Below are 12,140 nucleotides of genomic sequence, written 5' to 3'. Positions count from 1 at the left end.
CCGTCGTGGCAAGAATCGCTTCATGCGAAGCCTTGTTGCGAGGCGAGGCGTTCCTGGAAAAAATCGAGGAAGCACTGGATGCGCAGGGCGAGGGCGGAGTTGCGGTAATAGACCGCATGAATAGGCTGGCGGTGCTCGGCAGTCAGCGCCGGCAGCACGGTGACCAGTCGGCCGGCCGTTATGTCGGCCGTCGTCATGAAGGCCGACAGGCAGGCGATTCCCTGGTCGGCCAGCGCGAGCTGGCGCAGTGTTTCGCCGCTGGACGCGGACAGGTCGGGCCGGATCGCCACGTGGTCGCCGCCGTCGTGCAGGATCGGCCAGTTGTTGAGCGCTTCCGGTTCGCTGAAGCCGAGCAGCGTATGCGCGGCCAGTTCCTCGAACGAGGCCGGCGTGCCGCGCGCCTGCAGATAGGCGGGGCTTGCGAGCAGGTACAGCCGGCTGCTGCCGAGCGTGCGCGCGTGCAGTGTCGAATCGTTGAGCTTGCCGATGCGGATCGCGATGTCGGTGCGTTCGGCCAGCAGGTCGATGTTCAGTTCGTCGGTGTTGAGCTGCAGTTCGATCTCCGGATACTGCGCGCGGAAGTCGCCGATGTGCGGCATCACCGCGTGCAGCATGAAGGGCGTGGCGGCATTGATGCGCAGGCGGCCGGCCGGGCGCTGCTGGCGCGCCGACAGGTGATCCTCGAGTTCTTCCATCTGCTGCAGGATGCTTCTGGCCTTCTCGAGAAAGAAGCGACCTTCCTCGGTCAGCTGCATGCGCCGCGTGGTGCGGTTGAGCAGCGTGGCGCCGAGCTTGTCTTCCAGCTTGGACAGCACGCGGCTGACGGCCGAGGAGCCGAGCTCGAGCTGCTGGGCCGCCGCCGTGATGGAGCCGGCCTCGACCACCGTGACGAAGATGCGCAGGTCATCCGAATGGGCCTTCATCGTTTCTCCTTCAGGAATCGGTCACGCCGGCAGGGGCCGAATCAGAAACCGTAGCCGATGCTGACGACCAGTGCGCGATCCGTGTTGCGCTTGCCCGGTGCCGGCTGGTTGTCGTAATCGACGTTGAACTGCGTGCTCAGGTTGAGGCCCTTGGCGATTGGCACGCGGAAGCCGACGCGGTTGCGCACCAGCGTATCGCTCGCGTCTTCCAGGCTCGCATCGACCGACAGGTATTCGAAGAACACCAGCTTGTCGTCCCAGAACTTGCGGTCGTACTTCATGCCCAGGCTCAGGGTCGGGAAGGATTCGTCGGGCGCCACGTAGTAGCGTTCCTTCACGTAATTGAGACCGACCTCGCCCGAGAACCTGGTGCGTTCGGTATCGATGAACTGGCGACCGTAACCGCTGCCGAGCGAGGTACGCAGTTCGAGGTCGGCCATCTTGTCGTTCTCGGCCTTGGCGCTGAAGAAGATGTAGTCCTTCTCGGTCAGGAAGCGGTCGTACTTGGCGAGCAGGCGGCGGTTCGAGGTGGTGGTGACCTCGGCCGAACTCGCCTCGTTGAATTCCCAGCCGAGCGTGTAGCGATTCTTCAGGTCGCGCGCCACGAGTTCGCCGTTGACGTTGAGCTTGTCGTCGGTCGAGTTGCCGCGGTTGAAGGCGCCGCCGAGATCGATGCGGCCCGAGTACTGCATCGATTCATCGATGATCGGCGGATTCAGCGCCGCCAGCTGCTGGCGCGGTACCGTGCGCGGTGCGGCGGCGGGCGCTTCGGTAATGGCGACGGCACCGTCTTCCTGCAACGCGACGCGGCCCTTGATGGCGGCGCCATCCTTGAGGCTGATGCGCACTTCATCGTCGGACACGAGCGTGCTGACCTGGTCGAACGGAATCTTGATCTCGCCGAAGACGGCCGACTCGAACACCAGCGTGTTGTCGTTCATGTCCTTCAGCGTGCCCGAGATGCGGTCACCATTGTTCAGCGTGACGGTGGCGGCATGGGCTGCGGAGAAGGTGAAGGCGAGGAGGATGGCCAGCAGACGGAAGATGCGAACGCGGACCGAGGAAAACGAGGGGTGCGAGATGTTGCCAATACTCATCCAGAAATGCTCCTAGAACAATCAATACGGAACTCAAGGTTAACGCATGCAGCGTATTGCTGCGTCAAGGTATCTGTATAAAAAAACAGGCGATCGAATGATCGCCTTGTTTATTGACGTGGCTGATTCGCTCAACCTGCAGCCAGACCGGTTGCATTCTCGTCTTCCGTCCCGCGCACGCTGCTGTCCTTGTAGGTGGCAATCGCCTTGATCACGGCCTTGTTGAAGGCGGGCAGATCATCCGGCTTGCGGCTGCTGGTCCAGTTGCCGTCGCTCACCACTTCCTGATCCACCCACTTGCCGCCGGCATTGCGGATGTCGTCCTGCAGCGACGGCCAGCTCGTCAGCGTGCGTCCCTTGACCAGTCCGGCCGATATCAGCAGCCAGGCACCGTGGCAGATCACGGCCAGCGGCTTGTTCTGCTGCTGGATTGCCTGCACGAACTTCTGTGCGGCCGGCAACAGGCGGATGTGGTCGGAATTCTGGACACCGCCCGGCAACAGCACGGCGTCGAAATCGTGGGCGTCGATGGTGTCGAAAGTCTGATCCACCAGGAAATGATCGGCCTTGGTGTCGTGGTTGAAGCCCTGCACCTGGCCCGCCTGTTCGGACGCCAGTACGACGGTGGCGCCTTCCTTCTCGAGGGCAGCCTTGGGTGAAGTCATTTCTATCTGTTCGAATCCGTCGGTGACCAGAATGGCCACGCGCATTCCGTTGAGAGAAGTGGTCATGATGATTCTCCTGTCCATATGATAGGGAGGGAGTCGTGAAAAGGGCGATAGTTCAAGGATTTGGCGAGACACGACGGTGCTTCCCGGAGCAATAAAACACCCCTCGGTCAAGCCCTACGGTCTTGCCCGGTCCACCGAGGGGCGCTTTTATCTTGAGACGGCCCCGGCGATAAAAAAAGCCTTGCGGCAACAACTGCCGCAAGGCTTTCTCCGAATTGCGCAGGCGCGATGCTAGTTGCGGATTTCCAGCGCGCGGTTGATGCTCAATGCCGCCAGCGTGCCGACCGCGCCCGACAGCAGGTACAGGCTGACGTAGCCGAGGCCGAAGTGCGCCGACAGGCCCAGCGCGACCAGCGGTGCAAAGCCGGCACCCGTCAGCCATGCCAGATCCGAGGTCAGCGCAGCACCGGTGTAGCGATATTTTTGCTGGAAGTTGGCCGACACGGCACCGGCAGCCTGGCCGTACGACAGGCCGAGCAGGAAGAAGCCCGCCAGGATGAAGGCGTTCTGGCCGCCGATGCCGCCATCCATCATGGCCGGTACCAGCGCGCTGAAGACGGCGATGGCGGCAGCCAGCGAGCCGAGCGTGGTGCGGCGGCCGAAGCGGTCGGCGATCAGGCCCGAGAAGATCACGCCGACCACGCCGAGCACGGCACCGGCCATCTGGATCATCAGGAAGTTGCTGATCGAGCGGGCCGAGTACAGGTTGATCCACGACAACGGGAACACCGTGACGACGTGGAACAGCGCATAGCTGGCGAGGGCGGCGAGCGCGCCGATCAGCACGTTGCGGCCCTGGCTGCGTGCCAGTTCGGTGACGCTGGTCGGTTCCAGTTCCTGTTCATCGAGCAGGCGCGTGTATTCCGGCGTGGAAACCAGGCGCAGGCGGGCGAACAGGGCGACCACGTTGATCGCGAAGGCGACGTAGAACGGATAGCGCCAGCCCCATTCGAGGAAGTCCGGCAGCGACAGCGCTTGCAGCAGGTAGGCGAACAGGCCGGCTGCGATCATGAAGCCGAATGGCGCGCCGAGCTGGCCGAGCATGGCGTACCAGCCGCGGCGTTCCGGCGGCGCATTCAGCGCCAGCAGCGAGGGCAGGCCGTCCCACGAGCCGCCGAGCGCGATACCCTGACCGATGCGCAGCAATGCCAGGAACACGATGGCGGCGGCGCCCAGCGTCGAGTATGTTGGCAAGAAGGCAATGCCGGCGGTCGAGAAGCCGAGCAGGAACAGCGCCAGCGTCAGCTTGGCCTCGCGACTGAAGCGTTTCTGGATTTCCATGAAGATCACGGTCCCGAACGGGCGCGCGATGAAGGCGAAGGAAAAGATCAGGAAGGAGTAGAGCGTGCCGGTCAGGCGTTCCTCGAAGGGGAAGAACACTGCCGGGAACACCAGCACCGAGGCGATGGCATAGACGAAGAAGTCGAAGTATTCCGAGGTTCGCCCGATCACGACGCCGACCGCGATTTCTCCCGGTTCGATCGTATCGTGCCTTGCGTTGAGGTTCCGAGCATCCCGCGCCGCGGTACTTTCGCTTGCATGTGCAGCGCCGCCGGCCGGGTATCCATTTGAGTAGGTGGTGGTAGCCATGGTCCTCGCCTCCATTCTTGGTTTAGTGCGTCGAATTACTCTGTCATTGCTTTTTTAATATCTATGGTTGATGTGCGGGTTTATATATATGTCCTGGTCGGTCACCAGGTGGGACAAAACGTCCAATCGGCAGATTGAGCATTTGCAATTAGAGTAGCACGCTCTCCAACCTCTGTATGTACGGAATGACTCATTTAACAACACGTCGCGGTTTGTGGCTGCTGCCGCTCGTACTGCTCACCGGATGCGACCTGCTGGTCCTCAATCCGGCCGGCGACATTGCAGCCCAGCAGGGCAACCTCATCGTCATCTCGACGCTGCTGATGTTGCTCATCATCGTCCCTGTCATCATACTGACATTCGTCTTCGCATGGCGCTATCGCAAGGGTAATACCGAAGCGCGCTACGAGCCGGACTGGGATCACTCGACCAAGCTCGAATTGCTGATCTGGGGCGCACCGCTGCTGATCATCATCGTGCTGGGCGTGATCACCTGGGTCAGCACCCACAAGCTCGATCCGTACCGTCCGCTGGAACGCATCGATGCCGAGCGTCCGCTGGCAGCCGATCACCAGCCGATGACGGTGCAGGTCGTCTCGCTCGACTGGAAATGGCTGTTCATCTATCCGGAGCAGGGCATCGCCACCGTCAACGAACTGGTGACGCCGGTCGACACGCCGATCCGCTTCAAGCTGACCTCGTCGAACGTGATGAACTCGTTCTACATTCCTGCGCTGGCCGGCCAGATCTACACCATGGCGGGCATGGAAACCCAGCTCAACGCGGTCATCAACAAGCAGGGCGTGTTCGACGGCTTCTCGGCCAACTACAGCGGCGCCGGCTTCTCGCACATGCGCTTCAAGTATCACGCCGTCAGCGACGAGGAATTCGAGGCCTGGGTCAAGTCGACGCGCGACAACGCCGATTCGCTCGACCGCACCAGCTACGTGGAGCTCGAAAAGCCGAGCGAACGCGAGCCGGTCCGTCGTTATGGCAAGCTCGATCCGGAACTGTTCGAAGCCATCGTCAACCGTTGCGTCGTGCCGGGCACCGTCTGCATGAAGGACATGATGGTCGCCGATGCCAATCGTATCCGTATCGATGCCGCCGTCATGAACATGTCCAAGAACGAAGCTGCGGCTCGTCTGGCACTGATCAACGACGAAGTGTGCAGTTCCACTCCCAATTTGATGAAGAACGAAGATGCAAGAGCATACTAACCACCTGATTTTTGGCCGTCTGGGTTGGGATGCCATCCCGACCCACGAGCCGATTCTCATCGTCACCTTCTGCGCGGTCGTCCTCGGCGGCCTCGCACTGGTCGGCGCATTGTCCTATTTCCGTCTTTGGGGTCCGCTGTGGCGCAACTGGATTACCAGTATCGACCACAAGAAGATCGGCATCATGTACATGATCCTCGGTCTGATCATGCTGCTGCGCGGCTTTGCCGACGCCATCATGATGCGTATCCAGCAGGCGATCGCCTTCGGCGACAACCTCGGCTACCTGAACGCGCACCACTACGACCAGATCTTCACCGCCCACGGCGTGATCATGATCTTCTTCGTGGCGATGCCGCTGGTGACGGGCTTCATGAACTACGTGGTGCCGCTGCAGATCGGCGCGCGCGACGTGGCCTTTCCGTTCCTGAACAACTTCAGCTTCTGGATGACGACCTTCGGTGCCGTCCTGATCATGGTGTCGCTGTTCGTCGGTGAATTCGCCAAGACCGGCTGGCTCGCGTATCCGCCGCTGTCGGGCATGCTCGCGAGTCCGGACGTCGGGGTCGACTACTACATCTGGGCATTGCAGGTGGCCGGTGTCGGCACCACGCTGTCCGGCATCAACCTGATCGCCACCATCGTCAAGATGCGCGCGCCCGGCATGACCATGATGAAGATGCCTGTCTTCACCTGGACCTCGCTGTGCACCAACGTGCTGATCGTCGCTTCGTTCCCGATCCTGACTGCGGTCATCACGCTGCTGGCGCTGGATCGTTTCGTCGGCACCAACTTCTTCACGAACGACCTCGGCGGCAACGCCATGATGTACGTCAACCTGATCTGGATCTGGGGTCACCCGGAGGTCTACATCCTGATCCTGCCGTGCTTCGGCATCTTCTCGGAAGTGGTCTCGACCTACTGCGGCAAGCGCCTGTTCGGCTACACCTCGATGGTGTATGCGACGGTCGTCATCACCATCCTGTCGTACCTGGTGTGGCTGCACCACTTCTTCACGATGGGTTCGGGTGCGAGCGTGAACTCGTTCTTCGGCATCACGACGATGATCATCTCGATCCCGACCGGCGCCAAGATCTTCAACTGGCTGTTCACGATGTATCGCGGCCGCATCTCGTTCGAACTGCCGATGATGTGGACCATCGCCTTCATGGTGACCTTCGTGATCGGCGGCATGACCGGCGTGCTGCTGGCGGTTCCGCCGGCCGACTTCGTGCTGCACAACTCGCTGTTCCTGATCGCCCACTTCCACAACGTGATCATCGGCGGCGTGCTGTTCGGCCTGTTCGCGGGTATCTACTACTGGTTCCCGAAGGCGTTCGGCTTCAAGCTCGATCCGTTCTGGGGCAAGTGCTCGTTCTGGTTCTGGGTCACCGGCTTCTACTTCGCCTTCATGCCGCTGTACGTGCTGGGCCTGATGGGCGTGACCCGCCGCATGAGCCACTTCGACGATCCGTCGCTGCAGATCTGGTTCCAGATCGCTGCCTTCGGCGCGTTCCTGATCGCGCTGGGTATCGGTTCGATGCTGATCCAGTTCGGCGTCAGCTTCCTCAAGCGCGACAAGCTGCGTGACGTCACCGGCGATCCGTGGAATGGCCGCACGCTGGAATGGTCGACCTCGTCGCCGCCGCCTGACTACAACTTCGCATTCACGCCGCGCGTCTATGGTACCGATACCTGGGCCGACATGAAGGCCAACGGCTACCAGCGTCCTGCGGGCGGTTTCACGCCGATCCACATGCCGAAGAACACGGCGGCCGGTTTCATCATTTCGGCCATGTGCGGTGCCCTGGGCTTCTTCCTGGTCTGGCAGATGTGGCTGCTGGCGGGCGTCACGTTCGCTGCCGTCATCGTTGCCTCGATCATCCATACCTTCAATTACAAGCGTGATTTCTACATCCCTGCGGAAGAAGTAGCCCGCACCGAAGAAGCACGTACACGTTTGCTGGAAAGCCATGTCTGACATTACCGCAACCTCGCATGGCGCCCTGAGCGGCGCCGCTGACGAAGCACGTTACTACGTGCACGAGCATCATCCGGAGCACAGCACGCTGCTGGGCTTCTGGATCTACCTGATGAGCGACTGCCTGATCTTCGCCTCGCTGTTCGCAGTGTATGCGGTGGTCGGTCGCAACTATGCAGGCGGTCCGACGGGTGCCGAACTGTTCGACCTGAATCTGGTGGCCATCAACACGGCCTTCCTGCTGCTGTCGTCGATCACCTACGGCATGGCCATGATCGCCATGCAGAACAAGGACCTGAGGAAGACCCAGCTCTGGCTCGCCATCACCGGCCTGTTCGGCGCGGCGTTCCTGGCGGTCGAACTGTACGAGTTCTATCACCTGTGGCACATGGGCGCCACGCCGCAAACCAGTGCGTTCCTGTCGGCGTTCTTCACGCTGGTCGGCACCCACGGTCTGCACGTGACCTTCGGCATCATCTGGCTGATCACGCTGCTGGTTCAACTGAACAAGCATGGCCTGATTCCTGAAAACCGTCGTCGCCTGATGTGCCTGTCGATGTTCTGGCACTTCCTGGACGTGGTCTGGATCGGTGTTTTCACCTTTGTTTATCTGATGGGAGTTCTGCCATGAGCGATCACACACACGCACACGGCGACCACGGTCATCACGACCACGACGATGGCTATCACGCCAGCACCAAGGGTTACGTCGTCGGCTTCGTTCTCTCGGTCATCCTGACGGCAATTCCGTTCTGGCTGGTCATGGGCAACGTGTTCGAGAATTCGAACACCACGGCCTTCGTCATCCTCGGCTTTGCCGCCGTGCAGATCGTGGTCCACATGATCTATTTCCTGCACATGAACAGCAAGGTCGAAGGCGGCTGGAGCATGCTGGCGCTGATCTTCACGGTCCTGATCGTGGTCATCATGCTGGCGGGTTCGATCTGGGTCATGTACCACCTGAACCACAACATGATGCCCGGCATGATGCACGACGCGCCGCATAACCAACTGCCGGCCGGCGCGCCGCATGTGGGTCACGGCAACCAGCCATGACGGACAGGCACGGCCTGCAAGGCGGCTCGGTTTCGAAAGAAGCCGAGCCGCTTTTACGTTCGCGCTCGGCACGCGTCGTGCTGCTGGTGCTGGCAGCGGTCCTGACGACCGGTTTCCTGGCGCTGGGCACCTGGCAGGTCTATCGGCTGCAATGGAAGCTGGCGCTGATCGAGCGCGTCGAACAGCGTGTGCACGCGGCGCCGGTTCAGGCGCCGGGGTCGGACCGCTGGCCGCAGGTGACGGCCGCGTCGGACGAGTATCGGCACGTCACCGTGCGCGGTCGGCTCGATTATCGCGCCTCGGTCCTGACACAGGCGACCACCGAGCTGGGGGCGGGTTTTTGGCTGCTGACGCCGGTACGCGACGAGGACGGCAACAATGTATTCGTCAATCGCGGTTTCGTGACGGCGCAAACGGCTGCGCGGCTGCGCGAGGCGCTGGCGGACAAGGAAGCCGGGCCGGTATTGTCGGAACCGCTTGCCATCGATGGCCTGCTGCGTATCAGTGAACCTGGCGGCGGCTTCCTGCGGGAAAACGATCCGGCTGCCGATCGCTGGCATTCGCGCGACATTGCGGCGATCGCACAGGCGCGCGGGTTGACCCGTGTGGCGCCTTACTTTGTCGATGCGGCGGCCGCAACGCCGGTGCCTGCCGATCCCTTGCTGCAGGATGCGGAGCCGCCGGTCGGCGGCCTGACCGTGATCGCGTTTCACAATAATCACCTCGTCTATGCGCTGACTTGGTATGCTCTTGCCTTGATGGTGGTGGCGGCTGCGGCATGGATGCTGCGTGGCCGGAGCGGGAAGGCCGGACGGCCGACCCCGTCACCGAGGTGAACGATGGGCGATGAAACGATCCGGAAACCGGCATGTCAGGAAAAATCGAATCCGTAACGAACGTATCTGACGCGAGGAAACGATGGGTCGGGCTGTCCGGCGGCAATATAAGTGGTCACCTGAGCGGCCACAAGAACATGCAGCAACTGATCCAGTTGCGCTGGATCGCGGTGATCGGCCAGCTCTCGACCATCTTCGTGGTCACCGTGGTGTTCGGCATCGAGTTGCCGGTGCGCCTGATGCTGGAAGTGCTGGTGTGCCTGGTGGCATTCAACATCGCCAGCCATCTGCGCTGGCACGAACGGCCCATGGTTTCCAACAAGGAGCTGTTTCTCGCGATGCTGGTCGATGTCGCGATCCTGACGGCCCAGTTGTACCTGAGCGGCGGCACCACCAATCCCTTCGTCTTTCTCTATCTGCTGCAGATCATCCTGAGCGCATTGCTGCTGGAGGCGTGGTCAACCTGGATGATCGTCGGCATTACCAGCACCTGCCTGGTCGGACTGTCGGCGTTTTCGCATCCGCTGGTGCTGCCGCGCGACAACGAATCGCTGTTCTTCAGCCTCTATGTGCAGGGTATCCTGATCTGCTTCGTGCTCAATGCCGCGCTGCTGGCGTTCTTCATCATCCGCATCAACGCCAACCTGCGCGCCGGCGATGCCGAACTGGCCGAGCTGCGCAACCGCGCCATCGAGGAGGAACACATCGTGCGCATGGGGCTGCTGGCATCGGGCGCAGCGCACGAGCTCGGTACGCCGCTGGCGACGCTGTCGGTGATTCTCGGCGACTGGCGCCGCATGCCGGAATTCCAGAGCAAGGACCTGCAGGCCGAGATCGCCGAGATGGAAACGCAGATCCTGCGCTGCAAGGGCATCGTCAGCAGCATTCTGCTGTCGGCCGGCGAGGCGCGCGGCGAATCGTCGGTCAAGACCACGCTGCGCACCTTTCTCGACGAACTGGTGGCGGAGTGGCGCGACAGCCGCAGTGTCGATCACTTCGATTACCGTAACCTGATCGAACAGGACATTCCGGTTGCCTTCGATTCGGTGCTCAAGCAGATGATCTGCAATGTGCTGGATAACGCCGCCGAGGCATCGCCGCACAAGGTCACGTTCGAAGTGGCGCGCGAAGGCGATATCCTGCATTTGCAGATCGCCGACGAGGGCCCCGGCTTTCCGCCCGCGATGCTGACGCAGCTCGGCAAGCCGTATCAGTCAACCAAGGGGCGTCACGGCAGAGGATTGGGACTGTTCCTGGTCGTCAACGTGGCGCGCAAGCTCGGTGGCGCGATCAGTGCCCGCAACCGCGAGCAAGGCGGAGCATTGGTCGAGGTGACGCTGCCATTGGCATCGATCAGTCTGGAAGAGGATGAATGACATGTCGGCTGAAAGACAGCTATTGATTATCGAGGACGACACGGCGTTTGCGCGCACGCTGTCGCGCTCCTTCGAGCGGCGCGGCTACGACGTGCTGTTGGCGACCCAGCAGGACGAGGCTGCGGTGCTGCTGCGCGAGCACAATCCCGGCTATGCGGTGGTTGACCTCAAGCTCGAGGGCAATGCCTCGGGACTGGCCTGCGTGCAGATGCTGCACAAGCATAATCCCGACATGCTGATCGTGGTGCTGACGGGTTTCGCCAGCCTGGCGACGGCGGTGGAGGCGATCAAGCTCGGCGCCTGCCAGTATCTGGCCAAGCCGTCCAATACCGACGACATCGAAGCTGCCTTCAACCACGTGGCGGGCGCGACCGAGATCGAGCTGACCAACCGGTCAACCTCGATCAAGACGCTCGAATGGGAGCGCATCCATCAGGTGCTGGTCGAGGCCGATTTCAATATCTCCGAAGCGGCGCGCCGCCTCGGCATGCATCGCCGCACGCTGGCGCGCAAGCTCGAAAAGCAGCGGGTCAAGTAGCAGGAGCCTCGTCGCATGCGCGACGTTTGCTTTTCCCTGCATGCATAAAAAATGCCGGCACATGCCGGCATTTTTTCGTGCGAAGCGAGACGTCAGCCGGCATCGCCGCCGGAGACGAACTTCTTTTCCCCGCGCAGATAGCGCGACAGCCACTGCAGCAGGGCGACCGCATCGCCGAATTCGAGGAAGCCTTCGTCCTTTTCGGTATCGAACAGCGGCTTGCCGTTGAGGCTGCTGTCGATCACATGGCCGTCGAAGGTTGCCATCGGAATGTAGCCTTCATTGATCTTGAAGTGGCCCTTGTTGATGATGGCGTTGACGACATGTCCGAGGAACTGGATTTCGGGCGTGCGCATCGAGGCCATGTCGTTCTCGCGCATGAAGATGCCGACTGCCAGGATCGCGTTGTTGATGACCACGCGCACGTAATCCATCTTTTCGCGCGGATGCGAGCGCAGGTGCTGGCTGGCTTCGCGGAAATCGATCGGATCGGTCGGCGTGGCTTCCTTGGCGACGATGTTGCCGCCGGAGCCCGTTTTGGGCGGGCGGGGCTTTCTTCTCAGCAGCAGATCGCTCAGCAGGCTGGCTTCGATCTTGCCGACATCGGCTGCGTAGAGAATGGCCGCAATCGAGATGGGCAGCACCTCCAGTTGTTCTTCGATCAGATGGATGGCGTGCATGGATGCGCTTTCACCGCTCATTTTTGTGGGCATGTCGGTTTTCCTTTATGAAAGTTGCGATGCGCGAGGACCGGACGCGAAAGGTTGCCGTCCATGTGCGACTCTACCGCTG

Annotated in this window: 12 protein-coding genes; 7 read left to right on the top strand and 5 right to left on the bottom strand. The window is 61.5% G+C overall.

Annotated elements, in window-relative coordinates:
* Window positions 1–20 precede the first annotated feature (20 nt).
* From IEV38_RS01245 to IEV38_RS01230, 4 genes are all read right to left on the bottom strand, one after another.
* The gene (locus IEV38_RS01245; RefSeq protein ID WP_188394349.1) at window positions 21–923 is read right to left on the bottom strand and encodes a LysR family transcriptional regulator; all 903 of its coding nucleotides are present in this window, start codon (window positions 921–923) and stop codon (window positions 21–23) included.
* Window positions 924–964: 41 nt separating this feature from the next.
* Window positions 965–2,020: a DUF481 domain-containing protein gene (locus IEV38_RS01240; protein ID WP_188394348.1), complete on the bottom strand. Its 1,056-nt coding sequence runs from the start codon at window positions 2,018–2,020 to the stop codon at window positions 965–967.
* 131 nt (window positions 2,021–2,151) lie between these two features.
* Window positions 2,152–2,751 (bottom strand): type 1 glutamine amidotransferase domain-containing protein, encoded by a 600-nt coding sequence (locus tag IEV38_RS01235; protein WP_188394347.1) that lies wholly within the window; start codon window positions 2,749–2,751, stop codon window positions 2,152–2,154.
* A gap of 231 nt (window positions 2,752–2,982) precedes the next feature.
* The gene (locus IEV38_RS01230) at window positions 2,983–4,341 is read right to left on the bottom strand and encodes an MFS transporter (RefSeq protein WP_188394346.1); all 1,359 of its coding nucleotides are present in this window, start codon (window positions 4,339–4,341) and stop codon (window positions 2,983–2,985) included.
* Between the two features lie 185 nt (window positions 4,342–4,526).
* Here IEV38_RS01230 and cyoA point away from each other — a divergent pair, with 185 nt between their 5' ends.
* From cyoA to IEV38_RS01195, 7 genes are read left to right on the top strand one after another with little or no spacing between them, the layout of a single operon-like run.
* The gene (cyoA, locus tag IEV38_RS01225) at window positions 4,527–5,561 is read left to right on the top strand and encodes a ubiquinol oxidase subunit II (RefSeq protein WP_188394345.1); all 1,035 of its coding nucleotides are present in this window, start codon (window positions 4,527–4,529) and stop codon (window positions 5,559–5,561) included.
* A complete protein-coding gene (cyoB, locus tag IEV38_RS01220; RefSeq protein WP_188394344.1) occupies window positions 5,545–7,542 on the top strand; it encodes a cytochrome o ubiquinol oxidase subunit I in 1,998 nt (665 codons plus the stop codon). The genes cyoA and cyoB overlap by 17 nt, the downstream gene beginning before the upstream one ends.
* On the top strand, window positions 7,535–8,173 hold the full coding sequence (cyoC, locus tag IEV38_RS01215) for a cytochrome o ubiquinol oxidase subunit III (RefSeq protein WP_188394343.1): 639 nt from the start codon (window positions 7,535–7,537) through the stop codon (window positions 8,171–8,173). The genes cyoB and cyoC overlap by 8 nt, the downstream gene beginning before the upstream one ends.
* Window positions 8,170–8,598 carry a cytochrome o ubiquinol oxidase subunit IV gene (gene cyoD / locus IEV38_RS01210; RefSeq protein ID WP_188394342.1) on the top strand — a complete coding sequence of 143 codons (429 nt, stop codon included), beginning with the start codon at window positions 8,170–8,172 and terminating at the stop codon, window positions 8,596–8,598. Before cyoC ends, cyoD begins: the two co-directional genes overlap by 4 nt.
* A complete protein-coding gene (locus tag IEV38_RS01205) occupies window positions 8,595–9,434 on the top strand; it encodes an SURF1 family protein (protein ID WP_188394341.1) in 840 nt (279 codons plus the stop codon). The genes cyoD and IEV38_RS01205 overlap by 4 nt, the downstream gene beginning before the upstream one ends.
* Before the next feature lie 32 nt (window positions 9,435–9,466).
* Window positions 9,467–10,810, top strand: coding sequence for an ATP-binding protein (locus tag IEV38_RS01200; protein ID WP_188394340.1), 1,344 nt, complete (start codon window positions 9,467–9,469; stop codon window positions 10,808–10,810).
* A 1-nt stretch (window position 10,811) separates the two neighbouring features.
* Window positions 10,812–11,348, top strand: a complete 537-nt coding sequence (locus tag IEV38_RS01195) for a response regulator transcription factor (protein ID WP_188394339.1) — start codon at window positions 10,812–10,814, stop codon at window positions 11,346–11,348.
* A 92-nt stretch (window positions 11,349–11,440) separates the two neighbouring features.
* Here IEV38_RS01195 and IEV38_RS01190 read toward each other — a convergent pair whose 3' ends face one another.
* The gene (locus tag IEV38_RS01190) at window positions 11,441–12,061 is read right to left on the bottom strand and encodes a hypothetical protein (protein WP_229728491.1); all 621 of its coding nucleotides are present in this window, start codon (window positions 12,059–12,061) and stop codon (window positions 11,441–11,443) included.
* Window positions 12,062–12,140 lie beyond the last annotated feature (79 nt).

The sequence above is a fragment of the Oxalicibacterium flavum genome, assembly GCF_014635065.1.
GTDB lineage: Bacteria > Pseudomonadota > Gammaproteobacteria > Burkholderiales > Burkholderiaceae_D > Oxalicibacterium > Oxalicibacterium flavum.
The sequence above is the reverse complement of the archived record's forward strand: the minus strand, read 5'-3'. Positions and strand labels throughout refer to the sequence as shown.